This is a genomic window from Streptomyces sp. Edi2 (assembly GCF_040253635.1).
In the GTDB taxonomy this organism is placed as follows: domain Bacteria; phylum Actinomycetota; class Actinomycetes; order Streptomycetales; family Streptomycetaceae; genus Streptomyces.
On the sequence record NZ_JBEJGX010000003.1, the window covers coordinates 5944277 to 5968885 of the forward strand.

The 24609-nt window shown below is 71.7% G+C and carries 21 protein-coding genes; 13 read left to right on the top strand and 8 right to left on the bottom strand.

Annotated features, from left to right (window positions below; genetic code table 11):
* Window positions 1-6: 6 nt before the first annotated feature.
* From ABR737_RS29665 to ABR737_RS29675, 3 genes are all read right to left on the bottom strand, one after another.
* The gene (locus ABR737_RS29665) at window positions 7-978 is read right to left on the bottom strand and encodes an ABC transporter permease (RefSeq protein ID WP_350253658.1); all 972 of its coding nucleotides are present in this window, start codon (window positions 976-978) and stop codon (window positions 7-9) included.
* A 124-nt stretch (window positions 979-1102) separates the two neighbouring features.
* Window positions 1103-2902, bottom strand: coding sequence for an ABC transporter substrate-binding protein (locus ABR737_RS29670; protein WP_350253660.1), 1800 nt, complete (start codon window positions 2900-2902; stop codon window positions 1103-1105).
* A 103-nt stretch (window positions 2903-3005) separates the two neighbouring features.
* Window positions 3006-4040 (bottom strand): ABC transporter permease, encoded by a 1035-nt coding sequence (locus ABR737_RS29675; protein ID WP_350253662.1) that lies wholly within the window; start codon window positions 4038-4040, stop codon window positions 3006-3008.
* 483 nt (window positions 4041-4523) lie between these two features.
* Here ABR737_RS29675 and ABR737_RS29680 point away from each other — a divergent pair, with 483 nt between their 5' ends.
* Window positions 4524-5648: a hypothetical protein gene (locus ABR737_RS29680; protein ID WP_350253664.1), complete on the top strand. Its 1125-nt coding sequence runs from the start codon at window positions 4524-4526 to the stop codon at window positions 5646-5648.
* A gap of 70 nt (window positions 5649-5718) precedes the next feature.
* Here ABR737_RS29680 and ABR737_RS29685 read toward each other — a convergent pair whose 3' ends face one another.
* The gene (locus ABR737_RS29685) at window positions 5719-7908 is read right to left on the bottom strand and encodes a S9 family peptidase (protein WP_350253666.1); all 2190 of its coding nucleotides are present in this window, start codon (window positions 7906-7908) and stop codon (window positions 5719-5721) included.
* A 232-nt stretch (window positions 7909-8140) separates the two neighbouring features.
* Here ABR737_RS29685 and ABR737_RS29690 point away from each other — a divergent pair, with 232 nt between their 5' ends.
* From ABR737_RS29690 to ABR737_RS29730, 9 genes are all read left to right on the top strand, one after another.
* Window positions 8141-8335 carry a hypothetical protein gene (locus ABR737_RS29690; protein WP_006603310.1) on the top strand — a complete coding sequence of 65 codons (195 nt, stop codon included), beginning with the start codon at window positions 8141-8143 and terminating at the stop codon, window positions 8333-8335.
* A 131-nt stretch (window positions 8336-8466) separates the two neighbouring features.
* Window positions 8467-9453 carry an N-acetyl-1-D-myo-inositol-2-amino-2-deoxy-alpha-D-glucopyranoside deacetylase gene (gene mshB / locus ABR737_RS29695; protein ID WP_350253669.1) on the top strand — a complete coding sequence of 329 codons (987 nt, stop codon included), beginning with the start codon at window positions 8467-8469 and terminating at the stop codon, window positions 9451-9453.
* A complete protein-coding gene (locus tag ABR737_RS29700) occupies window positions 9450-10046 on the top strand; it encodes a DUF6113 family protein (RefSeq protein WP_350253671.1) in 597 nt (198 codons plus the stop codon). The genes mshB and ABR737_RS29700 overlap by 4 nt, the downstream gene beginning before the upstream one ends.
* Window positions 10047-10261: 215 nt before the next feature.
* Complete coding sequence (locus ABR737_RS29705; protein ID WP_502964400.1) at window positions 10262-12439, top strand: peptidoglycan binding domain-containing protein; 2178 nt, start codon at window positions 10262-10264, stop codon at window positions 12437-12439.
* A gap of 209 nt (window positions 12440-12648) precedes the next feature.
* Window positions 12649-13620 (top strand): ABC transporter ATP-binding protein, encoded by a 972-nt coding sequence (locus ABR737_RS29710; protein ID WP_350253675.1) that lies wholly within the window; start codon window positions 12649-12651, stop codon window positions 13618-13620.
* On the top strand, window positions 13617-14354 hold the full coding sequence (locus ABR737_RS29715) for an ABC transporter permease (protein WP_350253677.1): 738 nt from the start codon (window positions 13617-13619) through the stop codon (window positions 14352-14354). Before ABR737_RS29710 ends, ABR737_RS29715 begins: the two co-directional genes overlap by 4 nt.
* A 55-nt stretch (window positions 14355-14409) precedes the next feature.
* A complete protein-coding gene (locus ABR737_RS29720; protein ID WP_350253679.1) occupies window positions 14410-15609 on the top strand; it encodes a sensor histidine kinase in 1200 nt (399 codons plus the stop codon).
* Window positions 15610-15882: 273 nt separating this feature from the next.
* Window positions 15883-16488 carry a response regulator gene (locus ABR737_RS29725; RefSeq protein WP_350253681.1) on the top strand — a complete coding sequence of 202 codons (606 nt, stop codon included), beginning with the start codon at window positions 15883-15885 and terminating at the stop codon, window positions 16486-16488.
* A 259-nt stretch (window positions 16489-16747) separates the two neighbouring features.
* On the top strand, window positions 16748-17875 hold the full coding sequence (locus tag ABR737_RS29730) for a PP2C family protein-serine/threonine phosphatase (protein WP_350253683.1): 1128 nt from the start codon (window positions 16748-16750) through the stop codon (window positions 17873-17875).
* On the opposite strand, the gene ABR737_RS29735 is transcribed toward ABR737_RS29730, so the two are convergent.
* Both ABR737_RS29735 and ABR737_RS29740 read right to left on the bottom strand, forming a co-directional pair.
* Window positions 17842-18732, bottom strand: a complete 891-nt coding sequence (locus ABR737_RS29735) for a transglutaminase family protein (protein WP_350253685.1) — start codon at window positions 18730-18732, stop codon at window positions 17842-17844. The two genes, ABR737_RS29730 and ABR737_RS29735, sit on opposite strands and share 34 nt — an antisense overlap.
* A gap of 17 nt (window positions 18733-18749) precedes the next feature.
* On the bottom strand, window positions 18750-19916 hold the full coding sequence (locus ABR737_RS29740) for a GNAT family N-acetyltransferase (protein WP_350253687.1): 1167 nt from the start codon (window positions 19914-19916) through the stop codon (window positions 18750-18752).
* A gap of 140 nt (window positions 19917-20056) precedes the next feature.
* Here ABR737_RS29740 and fdxA point away from each other — a divergent pair, with 140 nt between their 5' ends.
* Together fdxA and dapC are read left to right on the top strand one after the other, a co-directional pair.
* Window positions 20057-20377 (top strand): ferredoxin, encoded by a 321-nt coding sequence (gene fdxA, locus ABR737_RS29745; protein WP_350253689.1) that lies wholly within the window; start codon window positions 20057-20059, stop codon window positions 20375-20377.
* Window positions 20378-20559: 182 nt separating this feature from the next.
* On the top strand, window positions 20560-21705 hold the full coding sequence (gene dapC / locus ABR737_RS29750) for a succinyldiaminopimelate transaminase (protein ID WP_350253691.1): 1146 nt from the start codon (window positions 20560-20562) through the stop codon (window positions 21703-21705).
* Window positions 21706-21783: 78 nt separating this feature from the next.
* On the opposite strand, the gene ABR737_RS29755 is transcribed toward dapC, so the two are convergent.
* Window positions 21784-22242 (bottom strand): ATP-binding protein, encoded by a 459-nt coding sequence (locus ABR737_RS29755; RefSeq protein WP_350253692.1) that lies wholly within the window; start codon window positions 22240-22242, stop codon window positions 21784-21786.
* Between the two features lie 301 nt (window positions 22243-22543).
* Complete coding sequence (locus ABR737_RS29760) at window positions 22544-23470, bottom strand: VldE C-terminal domain-containing protein (protein WP_350253694.1); 927 nt, start codon at window positions 23468-23470, stop codon at window positions 22544-22546.
* 40 nt (window positions 23471-23510) lie between these two features.
* On the opposite strand from ABR737_RS29760, the gene dapE reads away from it, so the two are divergent.
* Window positions 23511-24602, top strand: a complete 1092-nt coding sequence (dapE, locus tag ABR737_RS29765) for a succinyl-diaminopimelate desuccinylase (protein ID WP_350253696.1) — start codon at window positions 23511-23513, stop codon at window positions 24600-24602.
* Window positions 24603-24609 lie beyond the last annotated feature (7 nt).

Below are 24609 nucleotides of genomic sequence, written 5' to 3' on the forward strand. Positions count from 1 at the left end.
GCTCTCCTAGGACAGGCGCACGCGCGGGTCGATGAGGGCGTACGTCGCATCCACGATGATGTTGAACACCAGGATCAGGGCGGCGCTGAAGATCAGCACACCCAGGATCATGGGCAGGTCGAGGGTGGTGACGGAGTTGATGGCCAGGCGGCCCAGGCCCGCCAGCGAGAAGGTGTACTCGGTGATCATGGCGCCGCCGAACAGCGAGCTGAGGTCGATGCCCAGGATCGTGACGATCGGGATCAGCGAACCCCGCCAGGCGTAGCGCAGGAAGACATAACGCGCCGGCATGCCCTTGGCCTTGGCCGTACGGACGTGCTCCTCCTGGAGCTGCTCGATCATGGTGGAGCGCGACATACGGGTGTACTGCGCGGTGAAGATCGTCGACATCACCAGCCACGGCAGCAGCAGGCCCATGAACCAGCCGGCCGGGTTGCTGGTGAAGTCCACGTACTTGGGGGAGCCCATGAGGCCGCTGTAGACGAAGATGCCGAGGACGATCGGGCCCAGGATGTAGATCTGTACCGAACTGAGCACCATGGACACGCCGGTGACGGTCTTGTCCAGCAGCGAGCCCTTCTTCCAGGCGGCCAGCAGACCGGCGCCCAGGCCGATGACCAGGAAGGCGACCGCGCCGCCGATGGCCAGCGACGCCGTGGTCGGCAGCCGGTCCATCATCGTCGCCCAGACGTCCTGGTGGGTGGCGAAGGAGTAGCCGAAGCAGGGGGCGCTGCAGTGCCCGACGCTGTAGTCGCGCCCCGCGAAGATGCCGACGAGGAAGTCCCAGTACTGCGTCGTCAGGGGCTTGTCGAGACCGAGGTTGTGGTGGATCAGGGCGACGTTGTCGGCGGTGCAGTTCTTGCCGCACGCCATCATCGCCGGGTCGCCCGTGGAGAAGAAGACGAAGAAGGTGAAGGCACTCAGCAGGAGAAGGATGATGACCGCGCCGAGGATCCGGCGGAATAGGAAGGGAAGCATGGCAGTTCGCTGCTCTCAGGACGGCGGCGGCAGTGGGGAGTGAGGATGGCGGGGAAGGCCCCGGAGAGCGCGCGCTCCGCCGTGCCGCGCGCTCTCCGGACCGCCTTCCGGTGCTTGCTGCTGCTTACTTCTTGAGGTACAGCGTGTTCAGGTCCAGGTAGTTGGTGTCGCTGTTGTAGCGGGTACCACCGACGTTGGAGCCGTACAGCTGGAGCACCTTGGTGTAGAAGACCGGCGCGGCCGGGTTGATCTTCTCCACGATGTAGTGGTGCAGCTTCTGCCACTCCGCGGTCTGCTTCGTGACGTCCGCGATCTTCTGGATGCGGTCGATCTCGGAGCTGATGTGCTTGTCACGGATGTGGGAGTAGTTGGCCGCGCCGTCCTGGATCTGCCGCGGGTCGTACGACGGCGGGATGACGGTGGAGGCGTCCGCCCAGTCCTGGCCCCAGCCGGTCATGTAGATGTCGAAGCCGTTGTCGACCTTGCCCATCTGCTGGTACCAGGAGGAGGAGTCGACCTCCTTCTTCTGGACGTTGAAGCCCGCCTTGTTCAGCGCGTCCTCGACGACCGCGGCTTCCTTCTGGCGGATCTCGGTGTTGGAGTAGGCGTAGACGAGCTTCATGCCCGTCTTGCCGGCCTCCTTGAGGAGCTTCTTCGCCTTCGCCGGGTCGCCGTTGGGGTGCGTGAGCTTCCCGTACGGGTCGTAGCCCTTCTCGTAGCCCGCGACGGTCGGGGCGAGCAGGCCGCCGGCCACCTCACCGCCGTAGCTGCCGCCGTTGATGCGGACGATCTGGGCGTTCGGCATGGCGTAGGTGATCGCATCGCGGATCTTCTTGTCCTTGATGCGGTCCATGTTCATGTTCATCTGCCAGACGTAGGGCTGGTAGCCCTGCACCGTCCGCTTGCTGGCGCTGGCGTTGTCCAGCACCTGCTTGGTCTGCGTCGGCTCCACCGCGTTGGTGAAGCTGATCGCGTTCTTGGCCTCGCCCTGGTCGGCCATCAGGCGCTTGGTGGAGTCCGAGAACTGGTGGTTGAAGGTGATGTCGAAGGCGTCGACGTACTGGTGGCGCGCCGGGTCCGTCTTCGGGTCCCAGTTGGTGTTGCGCACCAGCTTCGCGGACTTGCCCTCCTTGAAGGAGGCGAACTTGTACGGGCCGGAGGAGACCGGCTTGACGTCGTAGTTCTCCTTGGTGTCCTTCGCGCTGTCCGGGACGGCGCTGTAGCCCGCGATGGCGAGCGCGTAGGGCACCTGCGACTGCGGCTTCTGGAAGTGGAAGATGACGGTCTTGTCGTCCGGGGTGTCCAGGACGCTCTTGGGCAGGTGGTCGCCCTTGTACGGACCGTCCGGCAGCGCCTTGCGGTACGTGGTCCCCTCGCCCGACAGCCAGGTCTGGAGGTAGCTGGGCCCGTCGGTGATGAACTTCGCGTACATCCGCTCGATGGTGTGGCGGATGTCCTTCGAGGTGATCGGCTTGCCGTCCTCGAACTTGACGCCGTCCTTGAGCGTGTACTTCCAGGTCTTGCCGCCGTCCGACATCTGACCCGCGTCGGTGGCGAGGTCGCCGACCACCGTCTTGTTGCCCTTGTCGTCCTGCTTGTAGGTGGTCAGGCCACGGAAGATCAGCTTGGACAGGTCGCCCAGGTCGCTGACGTACATCTGCGCCGGGTCCAGGTGGTTGAAGCTGTCACGCTGGTAGACGCGGATGGTGCCGCCCTTGCGGGAGCCCTTGACCTCGGCGGCCGGGCCGGTGGAGTCGGCGGCCTTGCCCAGCGGCACCGCCTTGGCCTGCGCCGCGGCGTCCTTGTCCGTCGCCGACTCGTCCTTGCCGTTGCCGCCGCCGCTGCTGCAGCCGGTGAGCGCGAGGGAGGCGGCCGCCAGGGCCACGACCGTCGCGCGTGCTCTGCGCGTAGATAGTGCGTTCATGAGGTTCCAAGCACCTGCCTGTCGGTTGTTGTCCAGATGTGCTGCCTGACGCATCCGGGTAGAGCCCGGCGCGGGGGTGGCAGCCGCCCCCTCACATGGACGATCAGCGCCCGGACTTGGGGTCGAAGGCGTCCCGGACCGAGTCCCCGAGCAGGTTGAAGCACAGCACGAAGATCACCATCGCGGCGCCGGGGAAGATCAGGAAGGTCGGGTCGTTCTCGTAGACCATGCCGGCCGTGTGGAACAGCCGTCCCCAGTCCGGGGTCGGTTCCATGATGCCGACGCCCAGATAGGACAGGCCGGCCTCCGCCGTGACGAACAGCGGGAGCATGTAGGTGGCCTGCACCAGGATGGGCGTGACCACATTGGGGAGCAGTTCCTTGCGGATGATCCGCCAGGGCGAGGCGCCGGTGATCTTCGCGGCCTCGACGAATTCGCGCTCGCGCAGCGACAGCACCTGGCCGCGCAGCAGCCGGGCCAGACCCATCCAGCCCAGCGCCCACTGCACCAGGATCAGCGCCACGACGCGCACATAGGTGGGGGTCTCGTCGCCCGGCGGGATGAAGAACGCGACGACCACGGGCATGAAGGCCACGAAGGTCAGCTGGCTGGGGAAGGCGAGCAGGAAGTCGATGATCCGGCCGAGCCAGTAGTCGGTGCGGCCGCCCACGTAGCCGGCCGTGACGCCCAGCAGGGTGCCGGTGATCACCACGAGGATGGTCACCGCCACCGAGATGCCCAAGGACATCCGCATGCCGTAGAGCAGGTTGGTGAACAGGTCGCGGCCCAGCGCGGGCTCGATGCCGAACCAGAAGTCGCCGGAGATCCCGCCGTTGGCACCCATCGGATAGCCGAAGTCGTCGAAGAGACTCGGGTCCTCGTTGCCGTAGAACGTGTAGGGGTTCTTGCCGTACAGCGAGGCGATCACCGGGGCGAGCGCCGAGACGACGAAAAAGGCCAGCACGATGACGGCGCAGACGACACCGGTGCGGTCCCGCTTGAAGCGTCTCCACATCAGTTGTCCGGGTGAACGGCCTACGAGCTCACCGTCCTTGCCGTCCTTCGCCTTCTTCAGACCTTCCGGCCCACGTCCTGGTGTGTCGGACGTGGTAGCCGCGGTCTGGGATGGACTAGTCATCGCGAAGTGCCCCCGCGCCGAGTTCTCTTGGAACATGAAGCGGCACCGAATGCACCGCTGGATGAGCGGACTGTCGCAAGTGATTTATGGCGGAGTCAAGGGGATCGGGTGTGCTCGTGAACAGGTCGTCTACTTCTTGAGCGAACGTTGCGCAAGTTGGTGCCATGGCGTGCTTGACAGGTGACCCTGATATACGGCATGGGGGACATATCGGTACGAAAGTCTTTAACATGAAGGCAACTTCACTGTCGCAACACCGATATACGGACGCGCCATGATGAACAACGTACGGCCGTGCGGGTGCCGTAGACCGGCCGGAGCGCCAGACGGCGTTCCGGCCGGTTGCTGCTTTGCGGATATTTCGTCCGCCGCTGACTGCGGCTGTGTTGTCCCTGCGCCGGGTCTGGAGTAGACCTGCGGGGAGGCGCCCTCCACGGGGCCGCCCGGGACCACCCAGTACATCGACACGGACGGGGGCTGGCCGTGTCCACAACGCGGGACGGCGTTCTCACCCGCGGCGCACGCGGCATCGGTGCGCTGGTCTGCCTGCTGCTCGCGCTGCTGACCGCGGGCTGGATCATCCGGGACCTGACCATCGCCCAGCACGGCGCGGACGTGTGGTGGACCTGGCTGGGCGAGGCGCGCCGGCCGCGGGAGTTCACCGCCTGGGCGACCTCGGCGCTCGACCCGCTGCTGACGCTCGGCGCGCTCGCCGTCGCGGTCGCCGCGCTGCGCAGCGCCGTCTTGCCGTCCGTGGCCGCGGGCGCACTGCTCTCCCTGGCGGCCGCCACCGCACTGCTGCGCCTCCCGCTGGTGTGGATGCTGGGCGCCGGCTGGCTCCAGGGGCTGGACAGCGGCCTTACGGCGCGGGCGCGGCTGACCGCGATCACCCAGCTCGCCCTGGCGGTCGTGCTGCTCGTGGTGGTCGTGGCGGGCCGGCGACGGGGCAGCCGGGCGGACCGGTATGCGAGGCACGCCGCGCGCGGGCTGCCTCAGGTGGCGTCCTCGGCCTACGGAGTGGTCCGTGCGGTGCCGTCCGGTGCGGGTCCCGAGCGGCCCGGCCGGCCGTACCGGGGAGCGGCCGTCACGGCCGGTGTGCTCCTGGGCGCCGCCGGACTCACCGTGGCCGGCTGGGAGATCCACTGGCAGCAGCGGCTCGACGGGGACGTCTACCGCAAGGGCCTGCTCGGGGACGCGTCCGTCTTCCGCGCCCTGCTGCAGCCCCCGGTGCACTGGCAGGCGGCGGCCCTCGCCCTGCTGGCCCTGGGGGCCGCGGCCGCCGTACTTCGCCGCGCGCCCTGGGCCCGGCCCGCGGCGATGACGGCCGCGGCCCTGCTGCTGGTCCAGGGAGCCCTGGCACTCGTCTTCGCCGTACGCACCGGGGAGTTCGGCCGCCTCGGCGCGCTGCCGCTCCAGGCCCGGCTGGAGGTGGGCACCGCGGCCTTCGTGGCGGCCGCCGGGCTGGCCGCGCTGATCGCGGCGGCCCGCCCCGGCACACCGGACGCCTCCCATCCCACGGACGGTGTGCTGGCGTACGGCTCCGCCCCGGGCGAGGCGCGGCCGCCGCACGCCCCGCCCCCGCCGTCCAGGCTGCCGCCCGGCTGGTGAGACGCCTTCCGGTGTGGCGCCCTTCGGGAAGGTGCCTCCCGGTCATACGCCTTCCGGGTGCGCTACGCCCTCAGGGCGCCATCCCCAACGACCTCTTGAGGAAGTCCACCTGGAGCAGCAGCAGGTTTTCGGCCACCTGCTCCTGCGAGGCCATATGCGTCACGCCGGACAGCGGCAGCACCTCGTGCCGGCGGCCCGCCGCCAGCAGCGCCGAGGAGAGCCGCAGCGCGTGCGCCACCACGACGTTGTCGTCCGCGAGGCCGTGCACGATCATCATCGGGCGGTGCGGCTCGACCGCCCCGGACAGCCCGTCGTCCGTGATCAGCGAGTTCGCGGCGTAGACCGCCGGCTCCTCGTCCGGGTGGCCGAGATACCGCTCCTGGTAATGGGTGTCGTACAGACGCAGATCGGTCACCGGTGCGCCGACCACCGCCGCGTGGAAGACATCGGGGCGGCGCAGCGCCGCGAGCCCCGCGAGATAGCCGCCGAAGGACCAGCCGCGGATCGCCACCCGCTCCATGTCCAGGGGAAAGGATCCGGCCAGTGCCTGGAGCGCGTGGACCTGGTCGTCCAGGGCGACCTCCGCGACGTCGCGGCACATCGCCTTCTCCCACGCGGGGGAGCGGCCCGGAGTGCCCCGGCCGTCCGCCACGATCACCGCGAACCCCTGGTCGGCGAACCACTGGGAGGTCAGATGGGCGTGGTGCGCGGCCACCACCCGCTGGCCGTGCGGACCGCCGTACGGGTCCATCAGCACCGGCAGCGGACCGTCGCCCTCCTGGTAGCCGGTGGGCAGCAGCACCGCGCACGGAATCCGGCGTTCCCCGGCCTGGACGAGCCGGGGGCGGGCGGTCAGCACCGGCTCCTCGGCGCAGGAGCCGATGGAGGCGAGGACCTTCTCGCCGCCGTCGGGATCCAGCCGCACCACGTCCACCTGGGTGCCGGGCCGCTCCAGCGACGCCTGTGACAGCACGGCGACCGAGCCACCGCGCACCGCGGAGGACACCGTCGGATACGCACGCTCGCCGACCCGCTCCCAGCCGCCCTGGTCACCGCTGCCGCGGAACCAGGCGCGGTAGACGCCGATGTCGTGCATGTCGGTGCCGCTCGCGGAGAACAGGACATCGTCCTCGCCGATATCGAGAACGGCCCTCACGTGCAGCGGAGCGCCGGTCAGCGGGCGGGCGCCGACGAACAGTTTCCGCGCGCCGCCCTCGTCCGAGATCCGCACCAGCCGTCCGTCCGGCGTCCAGGCCGGCGCCCCGGGGAACGGCTCAACCCACGCCTCGTCCTCCTCCTCGTGCACCGTCCTGGTCGTACCGGTCGCGGTGTCGACGGCCAGATAGCGCTGGTCGCGCTGGTCGCGGGCCTGGACGAGCAGCAGCGGCGGCCCGGCCGCCGACCAGTGGACGCGCGCAAGATAGGGGTAGCGCTCGGTGTCCCAGCCGATGTCCGTGCGCGAGCCGTCCAGGCCGAACAGCGTCAGCGTGACCCCGGCGTTGCGGGTGCCCGCCGCCGGGTACGCGACCCGCACGGGCTCCCGGTCCGGATGGGCGGGGTCGGCGATCCACCAGCGCTGCACCGGCGCCTCGTCGACCCGCGCCGCCAGCACCGCAGCGCTGTCCGGGGACCACCAAAAGCCCCGGTAGCGGCCCATCTCCTCGGCCGCGATGAACTCCGCCAACCCCCAGGTCACCTCCGGCCCGTCGGGCTCGGCCAGCACCCGGTCCACCGGTCCGGCGCCCGCGGGACCGCCGTTGTCCTCGTCCGTGGTCGTGGCACCGTCCACCGCGACCACCCGCAGCCGGCCGTCCGCCACAAAGGCCACCTGCCGGCCGTCCGGCGAGGGGCGGGGGTCCACGACCGGCCCCTGGACGGGGAGTTCACGGGTGGTGCCGGCCCGCAGCTCGGAGACGAACAGCCGGCCGGAGAGGGTGAACGCCGCCAACTCCACGGCGGCGTCCGTCGCATAGCCGACGATGCCCGCCGAGCTCTCCCGGCTGCGCTCGCGGCGGGCCCGCTCCTGTGGTGGCAGGTCCTCCTCGGCTCCGGCCAGCAGAGTCTGCGGATCGGCGGCCGGGAACTCCTGTCCCGATTCCAGATCGAGCACCCACAACTGCTGGCTGCGGTCGCTGCCCGAACGGGAACGGAGGAAGACGACACGCGCGCCGTCGGGGGAGAGGGCGTAGCCGCGTGGTGCGCCGAGAGTGAAGCGCTGCGTACGGGCGTATTGCCGCGGGAACGAAGGCTGTCCGGTCATGGGCCGAGCCTAAAGGGGGGACCGGCTCACCGTGGTCGCGCTCGTGAAGATCGTGTGCGCCCCCGTTCTGCTTCCGTGCTCCGACTTATGCGCTAGGACGGAAAGTTATGATCTCTTGGGTGCCGTGGGTACGGGGTAAAGAGCCCTTGGCATACCCGGTGCGCGGGTTCGTGGAGACGGCCCGTGTGCCACCAACTCTGTCCGGACCCCGAGTACTTGGAGGTGAGCCGCCGTGGCACTCTCGATTTCGGCGGTGGTGCTGCTGGCGATCATCGTCTTCTTGCTTGTCAAGAAGTCCGGACTGAAGGCCCCGCATGCCTTGGTGTGCATGCTGCTGGGCTTCTATCTGGCCAGCTCGTCCATCGCGCCGACGATCAAGCAGCTGACGACGAACGTCGCGGGCATGCTCGGGAACATCAAGTTCTGACCGGCGCTCGCCCGGTCCCGTTCTGCCCTCGCCCGGTCCCGTCCGTCGCATGCCCGTCCTCCGGCCGGGCGTGCGGGGGCCGGCCGGGATCGCCCGTGGGAGGCGGGGCGGGCGGCTCGTAGGCTGTCGGTATGAGTCCTCAGCCCGCTCCGTCCCGGTCGGTCCCCTCCGGGGGAAGCGCTTCGAGCCCGGCTTCTTCCCGCCGGCTGCTGCTGGTGCATGCGCACCCCGACGACGAGTCGATCGTCAATGGCGTGACCATGGCCAAGTACGCGGCCGAAGGTGCGCTGGTCACCCTGGTGACCTGCACGCTCGGCGAGGAGGGCGAGGTCATCCCGCCCGAGCTCGCGCACCTCGCGCCGGACCGTGACGACACCCTCGGCCCGTACCGCGCCGGCGAGCTGGCCGCGGCGATGGAGGCCCTGGGCGTCACGGACCACCGCTTCCTCGGCGGTCCTGGCCGCTACCGGGACTCCGGGATGATGGGCGCGGTGCAAAACGAGCGGCCGGACGCCTTCTGGCAGGCCCCGCTCGACGAGGCGGCCGCCGATCTGGTGGCCGTGATCCGGGAGGTCAGGCCGCAGGTCCTGGTCGCCTACGACCCGGACGGCGGGTACGGCCATCCCGATCACATCCAGGCCCACCGGGTGGCGATGCGCGGTGCCGAGCTGGCCGCGCAGGCGGATTTCCGGCCCGAGCTGGGCGGTGCGCATGCGATCGGGAAGATCTACTGGAACTGCACCCCCCGGTCCGTGGTCGAGGAGGGCTTCGCGCGGCTGCACGCGGCCGGTCACGGCTTCCCCGGAGTCGCCACCGTCGACGATGTGCCGGGCGTGGTGCCGGACTCCGAGGTCACGGCGGCCCTCCACGGTGATCCTGCGCAGATCGCCGCCAAGACGGCGGCGATGCGGGCGCACTACACCCAGATCGCGGTCGACGGGCCGTTCTTCGCGCTCTCCAACGACTTGGGCCAGCCGCTGTTCGGCTCGGAACACTATCGGCTGGTGCACGGTGTCCCGGGCGCCGCGGTGGGCGCACACGAGGACGATCTGTTCGCGGGTGTGAGCGAAATGCTGGGTATGGAGGAGAGTGTCCGTATCGAGGAGGTGGCGGAATGAGTGCGGCGAAGGGCGGCGGGGGCGACGCCGGAGAAAACGGCCGGGCGGCCGCCGGTAAGGGTGGTGCGGCCGCCGGTGGCAAGGGTGACGCGGCTTCCGGTGGCAAGGGCGGCGCGGCCTCCCGTGAGGGGCAGCGGTCGAGGGCGGGCTCGGGCGGCGGGCCCGGTGTGCGGTCCGGTGTCCCCGTGGTGCCGTCGGCCGGTGCCGCGCTGACCGCGCCGCTGACGCCGGGCCGGGTGGGCATATATGTGCTTCTTCTGGTCGCGGGCGTGCTGGTCGCCCTCGCCGGAACGCTGGTACAAGCGGCCTGGTTCCCCGGCGGGTTGGTACTGGCGCTGGCCGGGGTCGCCGGCCTCTTCTACGGTGGCGTCCGGGCGACCGGCACCTCCGCGGGCGTGCTGGTGCCCGGAGGGGCCTGGCTGGTGACGGTGTTCCTGCTGCTCGGCAACGTCCGGCCGGAAGGCGACTTTCTTTTCGGTGCGGGGGTCGGTTCGTACATCTTCCTGCTGGGCGGCATCCTGGTCGCTGTGATCTGTGCCACCGCCGCCCAGATGCGCACGACGGGCGCCCGGTACGGGCGAGTTGGCGGATGACGTGGTCCATACCGGGACGGATGCCGCGCGGGTCGGGGTGAACGGACCGGGTACCGGGGGTTTGCCCGCGGCGGCGGTGTTCGTACGCTCCCCGGGTGCCCGCCCGCGGCGGACAGTATGGTGGTGCGCGCCGTCGCGCCGCCCTGGGGGCACCCCCCGGCCTGTGGCCGGGGATCATCTCTGACGAGCGGCGGAGCCAACCGGGAGAACCTGCTTTGAGTCGTGAATCTGACAGTTCGTCCTCCGGCCCTCAGGGCCGTGGCGGAGCCGCGTACCCATCAGGGACGCCGCCGTACGGCTCGCCCAGGGGAGATGCCGACGAGGCGCCGGCGCCCGGTGCCGCGGCGCAGCCGGAGGAGCCCAAAACCGAGACCACACTGACGACGCGGATCAAGATCAACATTCCGGGGTCGCGCCCCATCCCGCCGGTCGTCGTGCGCAAGCCCGTCGGTGAGGAGTCCGGCATGAACGGATCGGGTGCATCCGGCGGTCCCGCCGGTTCCCGCGGTACGCCCCGCCCTGCCCGCGGCAGCGAGCGGAACGCGGAGCGTACGGCGAACACCCCCCGGCCCGAGGCCCCGGCGGACGAGGCCCCCGCGGGCGGCCAGGCCGAGAAGACCAGCGACTGGTTCGCGCCGCGCAAGTCGCAGGCCGGATCCGGCGGGCAGTCCTCCACCGGCTCCCATGCCGTGCCGCCCGCCCCTGGCGGTGCGACCCCGCCGCGTGCCCCGTCCGGCGCCAAGCCACAGCAGCGCCCCGACCTTCCGTACTTCTCGGACAACCCGGCCCCGCAGGACGGCGCGTCGCCGTTCGACGGCGGCGCCGGGCCCGGCGGCGGTGCGCGCCAGGGCGGCGGCTCGCCGTTCGACAGCGGTCCGCGCGGCGGCGGTTCGCCGTACGAGGAGGGTCCGCGCGGCGGGGGTTCGCCGTTCGACGGTGCGGCCTCCGGCGGCGGTACGCCGTTCGACGCACCCGCCGGGCCCGCCCGTGAGCACACTCCGTTCGACGCCCCGGCGGGTGGCCCGAACGGTCCGACGACCGGGCCGGCGCGCGGCAGCTCCGCGCTCAACCTCCCGCCCGGCTTCAGCGACCCCGGCGCCGGCAGCGCGCCCCGGATCGACGACACCGCGGAGCTCACCCCGCAGCCGCCGGCGCCGCTGGCCGGGCCGGGCAGCGGCCTCGGCGCGCCCGGCGGTGTCACGGGTGGACTGCCCGGCGGGCCGAAGGGCACGGCGCCCGGCGGTCCTCAGGGCAAGGGCGGCGCGAAGGGCCCGCAGGGCGGCGGCCGCGACCGGGTGTCCGGCGACACGCTGGTCAGCGGCATCCCGAAGGTGCCCGGAGCCGACGGGCCGCCGTCGCCGTTCGCGGCAGGGCCGGCCGATGGCAGCGACCGGGCCGCGCCGAAGCCGCGGCCCAAGATCCCCGAGCCGATCAACCCGCCCAAGACGGGCCGCAACAAGCTCGTTCTCGTGGGCGTGGCCGTGGTGGTCCTGGCCGGTGTCGCCTACGGCGCCGGGCTGCTGCTCGACCACGCCGACGTGCCCAACGGCACCACCGCACTGGGCGTGGACATCGGCGGCACCACCAAGGAAGACGCCGTCAAGAAGCTGGAGACGGCACTCAAGGGCCGCCGCGCCACCCCGCTCAAGCTCACCGTGGACGGCAAGGCCGCGACCCTCGAACCCGACAAGGCCGGCCTGGACATCGACCCGCAGGCGACGGTCCGCAAGGCGGCCGGCCGGGACTACAACCCGGTCTCCGTCATCAGCTCGCTGTTCGGCGGTACCCGCCAGGCCGAGCCTGCGGTGGTCGTCGACGACGAGAAGCTGCAGATCGCGCTGGAGAACGCGGCGGGGCAGGCGGGCGCCGCCAAGGACGGCGGGATCACCTTCGAGAACGGCAAGGCGGTGCCGCACTACGGCGTGCCCCACAAGGCGATCGATGTGAAGGCGTCCAAGAAGAAGGTCACCGACGCCTACCGCACCCGCGCCACGACCGGCAGCGACGCACCCGTGGTGCTGGCCGCCAGCACGCAGCGGCCGCAGGTCGACAAGGCCGCGGTGAACAAGGCGATGCAGCAGTTCGCCGAGCCCGCGATGTCCGGCCTGGTGACGGTCCGTACGGATGCGGCGCACACGGTCTCCTTCAGCCCGCAGAAGTCCATCCCGAAGTTCCTGTCGTTCAAGATCGTGGACGGCGGTCTGGTGCCGTACTACGACCGTCCGGCCCTCAAGCAGCTCTACGGCGACACCTTCAACGGCGTCACCGTGACCAAGGGCGATGGCTCCAAGCACCCGGTCAGCGTCGAGGAGGTGGCGAGCGCCGTCGGCAAGGCGCTTCTCGGCACCACCCCGGCCGAACGGGTCCAGACCATCGCCACGAACGGCAACTGAGCACCGCCACGATCGGCAACCGACCGCCGCCACGAACGGCCAACTGACCGCCGAGCGGCGCAAAGCCGCAGGTAAGAGGCCCCCGCAGGGCGTCTTCCCCGGAGCCCCCGGAGAAGACCCCTAGGGGGCCTCACCCATGACAGATGTCATGCCACAGTGCATACAGCCGACACTGCCGCGCGCGGGCCGGATCCCGGAAGCTGAAGCACATGACGACCACAGCGACCACCACACCCACCACCGCGCAGGGGGCGGACCGGGCACCCGTGGTCAGCTTCCGGCAGGTCAGCAAGAGTTACGGCGCGGTGCGCGCGGTGGCCGACCTGGATCTGGAGCTGTCCCCGGGAGAGACCGTCGCGCTTCTCGGCCCGAACGGCGCGGGCAAGTCCTCGACCCTCGACCTGCTCCTCGGCCTGCGCAACGCCGACTCCGGCAGCGTCACCCTGTTCGGCACGACCCCGCAGCGCGCCATCGCGCAGGGCAAGGTCGGCGCGATGCTGCAGAGCGGCGGCCTGATGGACGGCGTCAAGGTCAAGGAGTTGGTCCAACTCGCCCGCGATCTGCACCCGCGCGGCTATCCGGTCGACCGCATCCTGGCCACCGCCGGCATCACCGACATCGCCGACCGCCTGGTCGAAAAGCTCTCCGGCGGTCAGGCGCAGCGGGTGCGCTTCGCCCTCGCCACGGCCGGTGCCAATGACCTGATCGTGCTGGACGAGCCGACCACCGGTATGGACGTCTCCGCCCGGCAGACCTTCTGGGGCGCGATGCGCCGGCAGGCCGAGCAGGGCCGTACGGTCCTCTTCGCGACGCACTACCTCGAAGAGGCCGACGAGGTCGCCGACCGGGTGATCGTGCTGCACCGCGGCCGGGTGCTGGCCGACGGTACCGCCGCCGAGATCAAGGCCAGGGCGGGCGCCCGCAGGGTCGGCTTCGAGCTCGACGAGCCGGCCGACCGCGAGGCACTGCAGAGCCTGCCGTCCCTGGCCGCCCTGGAGGTCTCCGGGCGCACGGTCCGCATCCAGTCCCACGACGCCGATGCCACCGTCCACGCCCTCTACGGCCTCGGCCTCTACCCGCACCACCTCGAAGTCTCCGGCCTCGGCCTGGAGCAGGCCTTCATCGCCCTGACCACCGCTTCCGACGCGACCTCTGCCACCGCCGAGGAGGCGGCCCGATGACCACTCTGATCAAGCTGGAGATCATCCGCGCCCTGCGCAACAAGAAGTTCATCTTCTTCTCGGTGATCTACCCGACGGTGCTGTACCTGATCATCGCCGGCGGTGCGGACAGCAAGCCGATCCCCGGCATGAAGCTGGACATGGGGCTCTATTTCATGGTGTCCATGGCGGCATTGGGCGCCATGACCGCCGTGCTGCTGGGCAACAGCGAGCGCATCGCCAAGGAGCGGGAGAAGGGCTGGGTGCGGCAGCTGAGGCTGACGGCCCTGCCCGGACGCGGCTATGTCGCCGCCAAGATGGCCGCCGCCGCGACCGTCAGCCTGCCGTCGATCCTGCTGGTCATGATCGTCGCCGCGGCGGTCAAGGGCGTCCGGCTCGAGGCCTGGCAGTGGATATCCATCGCCGCCGGCACCTGGCTCGGCAGCTTCGTCTTCGCCGCCCTGGGCGTTGCCATCGGCTATCTGGCCACCGGTGACGCGGTCCGTCCGATCGCCATGCTGTGCTACTTCGGCCTGGCCTTCCTCGGCGGCCTGTGGATGCCGCTGACGATCCTGCCGCAGTGGGCGCAGAACATCGCAGAATGGCTGCCGACACATGCGTACACCGCGCTCGGCACCGCCGTGGAGGCCGGCGAGGCACCGCATGTGAAGGACATGGCCATACTGGCCGGGTATCTGCTGGTCTTCGCCGCCGGCGCGGCCTGGCTCTACCGCAAGGACACCCGGAAGGCATGAGGCACAGGAGATGGAGAGCGAGCCCTGGGCCGACGGCCCCGTGAGGATCGGGCAGGTGCCCCGCAACCGCCGCCAGGCGGTCGCCAAGACGATGTGGATCGGCGTCTGGCTGCTGTATCTGGCCGGGCCGGTGGGCCGGCTGCTGCAGGCCGGGGTCCCCACCGCCGAGCGGATCTGGGGCGGTCTGGGGCTCACCCTCTTCGTGCTCTCCTACGTGGTGCTGGTCTTCCGGCACATGTGGCGGAAGATGACCAGCCTGCTGCAGTACGGCGCGCCGGCCCTGATGCTGGCGCTGGCCACCGCGCTCTCGTGGACGCTGGGCTTCCCCTGGCTGGTGCTGTTCATCTTCACCAGCGTGGCCTGTGCCGTGGTGCTGCCCTGGCGGGAGTCCCGCTGGGCCATCCCCCTGGTGACCGTGGTGCTGCTCGCCGTCGGGGCGCGCTATCCGGAGATCCGCGGCTACTACCTCTTCGCCTACGGCCTGCCCTCGGTGGGCGTCGGTTTCATGATGGTCGGGGTGCAGCATCTGATCCATACGACCGCGGAGCTGCGCGCCGCCCGCGAGGAGGTCGCCCGCCTCGCCGCCAACGACGAACGGCTGCGGCTCGCCCGTGACCTGCACGACCTCCTCGGCCACTCCCTCTCGTTGATCACGCTCAAGAGCGAGCTGGCCGGACGGATGCTGCCCGACCGGCCCTCCGACGCCGCCCGGCAGGTCGCCGACATCGAGCAGGTCAGCAGGCAGGCGCTGGTCGATGTGCGGGAGGCCGTCACCGGCTATCGCCGGCCGCGGCTCGCCGTTGAACTGGCCGGGGCGCGGACCGCGCTGCGTACGGCAGGGGTGCGGGTCGTCGCCGACCCCGCGCTGGAGGGCGAATACCAGGGGCTGGCGACCGATGCGGAGAGCGTGCTGGCCTGGGCGCTGCGGGAGGCCGTGACCAATGTCGTACGGCACAGCGGCGCCCACCGCTGCGAGCTGTTGCTCGCCGAGGAGTGGGAGGCCGACGAGCGCCGCCGTCTGTGCCTGACGGTGATCGACGACGGCGCCGGCCCGCCCCGCACCCAGCACGACGGCAACGGCCTCAGCGGCCTGCGCGAACGCCTCGCCCTGGCCGAAGGCCGCCTGGAAACCGGCCCCGCCCCGCACGGCCGCGGCTTCGCCCTCCGGGCCTCCGTACCCCTGGGCACGGCCCCGAGGAGTGCCGCGGCCCCCGCCCCGGAGATATCCCCCGAGCCCGTCATAGACCCGGCTTAGGTGTGCGGCCCGGTGCAGGTGTGCGGGGCCCGGCGTACGCACGCGGCCCGGCGTACGCACGCGGTCCGGTGCAGGCGCGCAGCCTGCTCTGCGGGCACGGCGCCGCGGAGGCCGGAGGCCGGACGCGAGGGCCCACGGACATAGCGGGCCCACGGACATAGCGGGCCCACGGACGCACGGGTCCACGGACGGGCAGGCACAGGGGACGCCCGGCCCATGAGTCTCCACAGGCCCACCCCGCCCACCCCCCCCATACGGCTTAAGGTGACCCGCATGATCAGACTGCTGCTGGCGGAGGACCAGTCGATGGTCCGGGAGGCGCTGGCCGCGCTGCTGTCCCTGGAGGACGATCTGGAGGTCGTGGCGCAGGCGGCGCGCGGTGACGAGGTGCTTCCGGCGGCGCGTGCCCACGCCGTGGACGTCGCGCTGCTGGACATCGAGATGCCCGGCATCAGCGGGCTGGACGCCGCGGCCGCGCTGCGTGACGAGCTGCCCGGCGTGAAGGTCGTCATCCTCACCACCTTCGGCCGTCCTGGCTATCTGCGCCGCGCGATGGAGTGCGGTGCCGATGCCTTTCTGGTCAAGGACGCCCCGGCGGCCCGGCTCGCGGAGGCGGTTCGGCGCGTACTGCGCGGCGAGCGCGTCATCGACCCGGTGCTGGCCGCGGCCGCGCTCGCCGACGGCGCCAGCCCCCTGACCGAGCGCGAGCGGGAGGTGCTGCGGACCGCCTCCGACGGCTCCACCAACGCCGAAATCGCCGACGCCCTGCACCTGTCCCAGGGCACGGTCCGCAACTACCTCTCCACGGCCATCCAGAAGACCGGCGCCCGCAACCGCGCGGAGGCGGTCGCGACGGCCCGCGACAAGGGCTGGCTGTAGAAACCCTGATCCCGGACCCGGAAGCCCGGACCCGGAAGCCCGGACCCGGAAGCCCGGACCCGGAAGCCCGGACCCGGAAGCCCGGGCCTGGCCCCGCGGCCGCTGGCAAGGGCCCCCGGCCTCGCGGCCCCGGCCTCGTCGCACCGGGGCCCCTCGCGCCCCCGGCAAGGACCCTGCCCCCGCCCCACTCGCCGCGGGAGCCCCCATGGACTTCGGCCCCTGTGCGGTGCCGGGCGGCGTCCCGCACCCTTGAAGTGTTATGCCTGCCGACCGGCAGACGGAGAGCAACCGCCTTGCTCCCGCGCTGCTCATCCTTGCGATCTTCGTCGTCGCGATCCTGGACGCCACGACCAGCCCTGAGCTGCACATCTCGGCCTTCTTGGGCATCGCCCCGCTCTACGCCGCGCTGCGCTGGTCGTTCCGGGTGACACTCCTGGTGGCCGCCGTCTTCATGGTGTGCCTGACCCTGGTCGATATCTTCACGGTGCCCGACTGGGCTCCGGCCAGCCGGGTCGTCAGCATCTTCGGCGTGGTCCTGGTGGCCGTCTTCTCCCTGGTGCTGTGCCGCACCCGCCTGCAGCGTGAGGCGCTGCACGCCCGTACGCGCATGGTGGCCGACACGGTGCAGCGGGCGATGCTGCGCGAGCTGCCGCTCAGCGCGGGCGCGGTCGAGGCGTACGGCTTCTATGTCTCCGCCCAGGAGGGGGCCCGGGTCGGCGGCGACATCTACGAGGCCATCGAAACCCCGCACGGGCTGCGGCTGATGATCGGCGATGTGCAGGGCAAGGGCATGCCGGCGATCGGCGCGGGCCTGGAGGTGCTGGCGTCGTTCCGGGAGGCCGCCCAGCATGTGGACTCGTTGGAGGAGGTGGCCGAGCGCATGGAGCAGGCACTGGCCCGCTACAACACTCGCTCGGCCGAGCAGGGCGCCGACGAGCGCTTCGTCACGGCGCTGCTGATGGAGGTGCGCGACCCGGTCGGCCTGCCGCAGGGCCGGGTGCTGTCCTGCGGCCATATCCCGTACTACCTGGTGCGCGACGGCAAGATCTACGAACGCCGGGAGGGCGAGGGCGGGCTGCCCCTCGGCCTGGGCACGCTCAGCGGCGAGCCCCGGCACAGCGTCCGGGTCCACCCCGAGCCTGACGATTGGCTGGTGCTGTGCACGGACGGGGTGACCGAGGCGCGCGGCAAGGACGGCGCGTTCTACCCGCTGGCGGAACGGCTGGCCGGGTGGACGGACCTGGAGCCCGCCGAGCTGGCCCGTACCCTCCGCGCCGACCTGGAGAGCTTCACCGACGGCGAGCTCAAGGACGACGCGACCGCGCTGGTCGTCCGCCGCAGCCCCGCCGCCACTCAGTTGAGCATGGAACGCGCCGCGGCGGCCTGACGCCGTATCGCCTTCGCACCGGCCGGGTCGACGGCCTCCACCACCCGGGCGTACTCCTCCAGCTCGGCCGCCCCGGCAAGGAACTCGCCGCGCTGGACGAGTAGCTGGGCGCGCTCCAGGCGCAGCCGCGCCGGATGGCTCGGCAGCAGCAGCGACAGCTCCAGTGCCCACAGCTGCACCGCGCTGTGCTCCGGGCGTGCCTGCGCCCAGGACCGGATGTTGTTGAGCACCCGCAGCACGATCTCCAGCGGATCGGCGGGCGTCATCATCCCCGCGCTCAGCGGCTCACCGGTCGCGCCGGTTACCAGCAGCCCCGCGTCCTCCTCGGTGAGCAGCCGCCCGCCCGCGAACGGATCGGCCAGCACGTGCGCACCGGCCGGATCACCGAAGCCGACGACGAAGTGCCCCGGCAGGGCCACCCCGTAGACGGGTGCGCCGGCCCGCCGGGCCACCTCCATCCACACCACCGACAGCAGGATCGGCAGGCCCCGGTGCCGCCGCAACACCTCGTGCAGCAGGGAGGACTCCAGCCGCCGGTAGTCGGCGGGTGAGCCGCCGAAGCCGCAGCGGGTGCCGAGCAGCTCGGCGAGGTTGCGGGCCCAGGCACCCGGGCCGCCGGCCGGGGAGTACGGGAGGAGCCCGGCCAGCCGGTCCAGCTCGATCTGGACCGCGTCGCAACCCGCCTCGTCCAGCGCGGGGTCGGCCTCGGCCCCGATCAGCAGACACAGCACCGCCAGATCGGGCCGCTCGGCGCGCGCGGCATCGGCGAACTGCCGCCGCCGGGCGGCGCGACCGCCGTCCGGCTCCGGCTCGGGCTCGGGCTCCGGCTCGGGTCCCGGTTCGGGTTCGTGGGGCATGGCAGCGGGCTCCCCGTTCAGTGCCGGCCGCCGCCCGGCAGGGCACGCCGGTAGTGGTAGCCGTGGTGGTCGGTGAAGCCGAGCCGGTCGTAGAACGCGAGCGCGCCCGCGTTGTCCGCCTCGACCTGCAGATATGCGGCCGAGGCGCCCTCCGCGAGGGCCTGCTCGGCGAGCGCCGCCATCACCCGGGTGGCCAGCCCCCGGCGCCGTGCGGCAGGTGCCACCTCGACCGCCGCGAAACCCGCCCAGCGCCCGTCGACGACCAGCCGTCCGATCGCCGCCGTGCCGCCGTCCGTGTCATGCACCGTCGCGAACCACACCGAGGGCCCGCCGGTCAGCACCTTCAGGGCATCCCGTGCGGCCTTGCCGGTCTTGTCTGCCTCGTCGTCCTCACCGGTCTCGCCGGTCACGCCTGCCTCACCGGTCCGGTTGTACAGCCCCAGCCAGCCCGCGCCCGGTTCCCGGGACAGGACGACCCGGGCCGGGGCACCCCCGACGGTGCCGGCAGAAGCGCCCGTGGTGCCCGTGGTGCCCATGGCGTCTGTGTCGATGTCGGCGAGCGGTGCCAGCGCCGCGACCCGGACCCGGGTGTGCCGCTCAGCGGTCCAGCCGCGCTCCGCCAGCGCCGCGGCCAGCTCCTCGTCGGTGCCGGCCTGCCCGGTGGCGACCGTGATCACCGCCGGCAGCCCACGCTCGTCATACCAGTGGCCGATCCGCTCCAGCGCCGTGTCCAAGGGGACGCCCGGGTCGCCGAGCGGCAGGACGGAATTGGCGCGGCGGGTGAAACCTCCGGAGGCCCGCAGCGTCCACTCCCCGAGCGACGCCGTCTCCGCGGCGGGCCAGCCGCGGGCGGCGATCCGCTGGAGCTCCAGGGCGGTGGCCGACGGGCCCCTGCGGCGGGCCGGCGCCGAGGAGGGACCCGAAGATCCCTGCGGGCCGGCCGCCGGGCGGCGGGCGGGCACGACCTTGGCCGCCACCAGCGAGGACTCCTCGATCCTGACGCATTCACCGCTGCGTCGTGTGATGCTCAGCACACCTTCATCCCAGGATGTGAGAACCCCGACCGCGTCCGTGAACGCCGGCTCCCCCGCTCCGCCCCCGGTCAAGCGCCGGACGGATACCCTTTTGCCCACGTCAGCACGGGTGATGCGGACTTCCGCGTGGCCGCCGGCCAGGAATTCCATCGCTCAAACCGCCCCTCTTGTTCGTCTCGCGCCCGGGAACGGAGATACTAGATGGCGGGCATCGACGACGCCGCGCTCCCGCGCGCCCAGCGGCGGTACTGCCAATCGGTCCGCCGGCCCTACCGAGGAGGAACGACAGCGTGACCTACGTCATCGCGCAGCCTTGTGTCGACGTCAAGGACAAGGCGTGCATCGAGGAGTGCCCGGTCGACTGCATCTACGAGGGCAAGCGGTCCTTGTACATCCACCCGGACGAATGCGTCGACTGTGGTGCCTGTGAGCCGGTCTGCCCGGTCGAGGCGATCTTCTACGAGGACGACACCCCGGAGGAGTGGAAGGACTACTACAAGGCGAATGTGGAGTTCTTCGACGAGCTCGGCTCGCCCGGTGGCGCCAGCAAGCTCGGCCTGATCGAGCGGGACCACCCCTTCATCGCGGCACTTCCGCCGCAGAACCAGTAACGACGCGAGGCCCCGGAGGGAGCAGTCCGCCCGCTCCCTCTCGCCTCCGATGACGTCGGGGGCACTCCCAGCGCGAGCTGGGGGAGGTCGCACGGCGCCGACCCGGTCCCGTACGGCCAGCTCGCCGTACGGGACCGGCGCATGAGGCGCCGGCGCCCGGCACCACCGAGAAAGAGAGCACCGTGGGCGCAGCATCGTCCTCCCGGCCCGTCTCCCACCGCCACCCTTCCAGGGAGTCGCTCCGCGACCGTCTTCCTGACTTCCCCTGGGACCGGCTGGAGCCGTACAAGGCCACCGCCGCCGCACACACCGACGGCATCGTCGACCTGTCCGTGGGCACCCCGGTCGACCCGGTCCCCGCGCTGGTGCGGCAGGCGCTGACCGACGCGGCCGACAGCCCCGGCTACCCGACGGTGTGGGGGACGGCCGCGCTGCGGGACGCGCTCACCGGGTGGGCGACCGACCGCCTCGGCGCCCAGGGGCTGGAGCACACCAACGTGCTGCCGGTCGTCGGCTCCAAGGAGCTGGTGGCCTGGCTGCCGACCCAGCTGGGCCTGGGCGCCGGGGACAAGGTCGCCTACCCGCGCCTGGCCTACCCGACGTACGAGGTCGGCGCCCGTCTGGCCGGCGCCGAGCCGGTCGTCTACGACGAGCCCTGGGAGCTGGACCCCAGCGGTCTGAAGCTGCTCTGGCTGAACTCGCCGTCCAACCCGACCGGCCGGGTGCTCGGCGCCGCCGAACTGCGCCGCGCCGTCGCCTGGGCGCGCGAGCACGGGGTGCTGGTCGTCAGCGACGAGTGCTACCTGGAGCTGGGCTGGGAGGCCGACCCGGTCTCCGTGCTGCACCCGGATGTCTGCGGCGGCTCCCACGACGGCCTCGTCGCCGTCCACTCCCTCTCCAAGCGCTCCAACCTCGCCGGCTACCGCTCCGCCTTCCTCGTCGGCGACGCCGCGGTCCTCGGCGACCTGCTGCAGATCCGCAAGCACGGCGGCATGATGATCGCGGCGCCGGTGCAGGCCGCCACCGTCGCGGCGCTGGGCGACACCGCCCACGTCGCCGAGCAGCGCGAGCGCTACGCCCGCCGCCGTGCCGCCCTGCGTGGTGCCTTCGAGGCCGCGGGCTTCCGCATCGAGCACAGCGAGGCCTCGCTCTACCTCTGGGCGACCCGCGACGAGTCCTGCTGGGAGACCGTCGGCGACCTCGCCAAGCGCGGCATCCTCGTCGCCCCCGGTGACTTCTACGGCGTGGCGGGGGAGCGGTTCGTTCGGATCGCCTTCACCGCCACCGACGAGCGGGTGGCCGCCGCGGTGCGCCGGCTGGCGGAGTGAGCCGCGTCTGACCACGCGCAGGGGCCCGGGGAGAGCGAACTCCCCGGGCCCCTGCGCGTCTGCGGGCGGACGGTCCGGTCAGCGGCCGCCGAGCGGAAGGCCGCCGAGCAGGCCCTGAGCCGGCGCAAGCAGGCCCTTGGACGACCCGACCAGGCCCTTGGCCACCTCGAGCGGCAGCGAGTTGGTCGAGACGCCGTGCTTGGCGATCGGGCGGACGGCGCCCTCCGCCTTGTCGGCGGCGCCCTGGGTGAGCGGCATGGCCTTCTTCACGACCGGGCCGGCGGTCTCCACGAGCGCCGGGGCGAGCTTCGTCGCCGCCTTGTTGCCGGCCTCGTTCACCAGGCCGACGCCGTGGCGCGCGGTGTGGTCCAGGGTGCGGCTGGTGTTCTGGGAGTCCAGGGGCGCCGTCAGCCCGCCGAGTGTCTTGGCGGGCAGATCCGCGGCGCTCGCGGAGCCGGCCGCAGCGACCACGGGAGCGGCACCCGCTGCAACGAGCAGGGCGGCTCGGGCGATCCGACGCGTAACGGGGAGGGACATGGTGCTCCTTTTACGGAGAAGGACTCGTACTTCTGACAGATGTGCCATATCCGCCTGGCGGACGCACTGACTACCGCGTCAGAACCCCGAAGGTTGCGGTGAACTCCGGTAAAGAGTTGGTAACGCGTCACATAATCGGGCCTGGATAAAGAAGGGCAATATGCGCATGACCCGATGGACTGCGGAAACGTCACAGCCCTTTGCGCGCAAGGGAATTGGCGGTGTACACGAAAGCGGCGCGCCAACTGCCTTGTGACTCCGGCGAATTGCTGTCTGCACCCCTCCCGGGGGACCCGTCAAACTATTGCTCGGTGATGATACGAACGTCGCGCGCGGCCGCCGCGGAATCGGCCGGCTTCTGCTGCCAGCCCTTTCCCGAATCGGCCGCGGTCCACGTCCGGCCGGCGTAAGAGATCTGTTCGATGCGCAGCTCGGCGGAGTGCGCCATCGCCCACGTCGCCAGCTCCCAGCCGCGCCGCGGGGTATCGCCCACGGCCATCGCACCGGCCGCCCGCACCGGTATCGTCACCCCGCGCCCGCCGCCCGCGCTGCTGCCGCCGGCGGCCGTCCGCGGCAGCACCCGGGGGCCGAACTCCCGCACCAGCTTCTCCCGCACCTTCGTCGCGCCGCCCGCCCGGCTGTCCACCGGGCGGCTCTCGGTGCAGGTCATCGCACCCTCGTCGCGGCCCGTGAGTGCCCCGGTCAACTGCGCGGCGTTCGCCTCGTGTTTGGCGTAGGCCTGCGGATAGCCGCTGTGCTGCACCCGCTGTGCGGCGACGGTCAGCGGCAACCGGGAGTAGCCGGGCACATTCGCCAGATGCCGGTAGAACTCCCCGGCCGAGTAGACCGGATCCATGATCTTCTGCACGGTGCCCCAGTCCTGCGACGGCCGCTGCTGGAAGAGCCCGACCGAATCCCGGTCACCGAAGTCGATATTGCGCAGCCCGGACTCCTGCATGGCGGTCGCCAGCGCGATGGTCACCGCCCGCTCCGGCAGCCCGCGCGAGGACGCCACGGCCGCGATCGTCGCGGCGTTCGCGGCCTGCTCGGGGGAGAGCTCGTAGGCCTCGGCGTCGCCCGCGCCGCGCACCGTGCAGCGCGGCGCCCCCGGGCCGGCGGTGATGTACTGCACCGCGAGATAGCCGGCCAGTCCGATCAGCACGGCGACGGCCGCGGCGATACGCCACGGGCGGGTGCGGCGGACGGGGGCTGAGGGCTGCGCGGACACGCGCCTACCGTACTGGAGTGCTGCGGATAGGGTCGGATCCATGGAGCGCCGCACAGACCACCCCGCCCTCGACCTGTCGCTCGACGCCGCCGCGCTCACCGCGCAGCTCGTCGACTTCCCTTCCGAGAGCGGCAACGAGAAGGACCTCGCCGACGCCGTCGAGCACGCGCTGCGCGGGCTCGGGCACCTGACCGTCGACCGCCACGGCAACAACGTCGTGGCCCGCACCCACCTCGGCCGCGACGAGCGGGTGGTGCTCGCCGGGCACCTCGACACCGTGCCGATCGCCGGCAACGTCCCCTCCCAGCTGGACGAGAACGGCGTCCTGTGGGGCTGCGGCACCTGCGACATGAAGTCCGGCGTCGCCGTCCAGCTGCGGATGGCCGCCACGGTCCCGGTGCCCAACCGCGACCTGACCTTCGTCTTCTACGACCAGGAAGAGGTCGCCGCGCACCTCAACGGGCTCGGCCATGTCGCCGACGCCCACCCCGACTGGCTCGCCGGTGACTTCGCCGTCCTCCTGGAGCCCTCCGACGGCCAGGTGGAGGGCGGCTGCCAGGGCACCCTGCGGGTCCTGCTGCGCACCACCGGTGAGCGCGCGCACTCCGCCCGCAGCTGGATGGGCGGCAACGCGATCCACGCCGCCGCCCCGATCCTGGCGAAGCTCGCCGCCTACGAGCCGCGCCGCCCGGTCATCGACGGCCTCGAATACCGCGAAGGCCTCAACGCCGTACGCATCGAGGGCGGCGTCGCCAACAACGTGATCCCGGACGCCTGCACGGTCACCGTGAACTTCCGCTACGCGCCGGACCGCACCCCCGACGAGGCGCTGGCCCACGTCCGCGAGGTCTTCGCGGACTGCCCGGTGGACGAGTTCGTCGTCGACGACCACTCCCCGGGCGCGCTGCCCGGACTGTCCCACCCGGCGGCCAGGGCCTTCATGGAATCCGTCGGCGGCAGCGCGATGCCCAAGTTCGGCTGGACCGATGTCTCGCGCTTCAGCGCTCTGGGCGTCCCGGCCGTCAACTACGGCCCCGGCTACTCGCTGCTGGCACACAAGAAGGACGAACGGGTCGAAATCGACCGCATCCTCCACTGCGAGGAGCGGCTGCGCGACTGGCTGACCGCCTGACGGCCCG

Coding starts and splice junctions, on each gene's coding strand:
- dapE (WP_350253696.1), top strand. CDS start 23,511: ATGGAGCGCCGCACAGACCACCCCGCCCTCGACCTGTCGCTCGACGCC.
- ABR737_RS29710 (WP_350253675.1), top strand. CDS start 12,649: ATGACGACCACAGCGACCACCACACCCACCACCGCGCAGGGGGCGGAC.
- ABR737_RS29755 (WP_350253692.1), bottom strand. CDS start 22,242: ATGTCCCTCCCCGTTACGCGTCGGATCGCCCGAGCCGCCCTGCTCGTT.
- ABR737_RS29675 (WP_350253662.1), bottom strand. CDS start 4,040: ATGACTAGTCCATCCCAGACCGCGGCTACCACGTCCGACACACCAGGA.
- ABR737_RS29670 (WP_350253660.1), bottom strand. CDS start 2,902: ATGAACGCACTATCTACGCGCAGAGCACGCGCGACGGTCGTGGCCCTG.
- ABR737_RS29685 (WP_350253666.1), bottom strand. CDS start 7,908: ATGACCGGACAGCCTTCGTTCCCGCGGCAATACGCCCGTACGCAGCGC.
- ABR737_RS29730 (WP_350253683.1), top strand. CDS start 16,748: ATGCCTGCCGACCGGCAGACGGAGAGCAACCGCCTTGCTCCCGCGCTG.
- mshB (WP_350253669.1), top strand. CDS start 8,467: ATGAGTCCTCAGCCCGCTCCGTCCCGGTCGGTCCCCTCCGGGGGAAGC.
- ABR737_RS29740 (WP_350253687.1), bottom strand. CDS start 19,916: ATGGAATTCCTGGCCGGCGGCCACGCGGAAGTCCGCATCACCCGTGCT.
- ABR737_RS29725 (WP_350253681.1), top strand. CDS start 15,883: ATGATCAGACTGCTGCTGGCGGAGGACCAGTCGATGGTCCGGGAGGCG.
- ABR737_RS29700 (WP_350253671.1), top strand. CDS start 9,450: ATGAGTGCGGCGAAGGGCGGCGGGGGCGACGCCGGAGAAAACGGCCGG.
- ABR737_RS29665 (WP_350253658.1), bottom strand. CDS start 978: ATGCTTCCCTTCCTATTCCGCCGGATCCTCGGCGCGGTCATCATCCTT.
- ABR737_RS29715 (WP_350253677.1), top strand. CDS start 13,617: ATGACCACTCTGATCAAGCTGGAGATCATCCGCGCCCTGCGCAACAAG.
- ABR737_RS29735 (WP_350253685.1), bottom strand. CDS start 18,732: ATGCCCCACGAACCCGAACCGGGACCCGAGCCGGAGCCCGAGCCCGAG.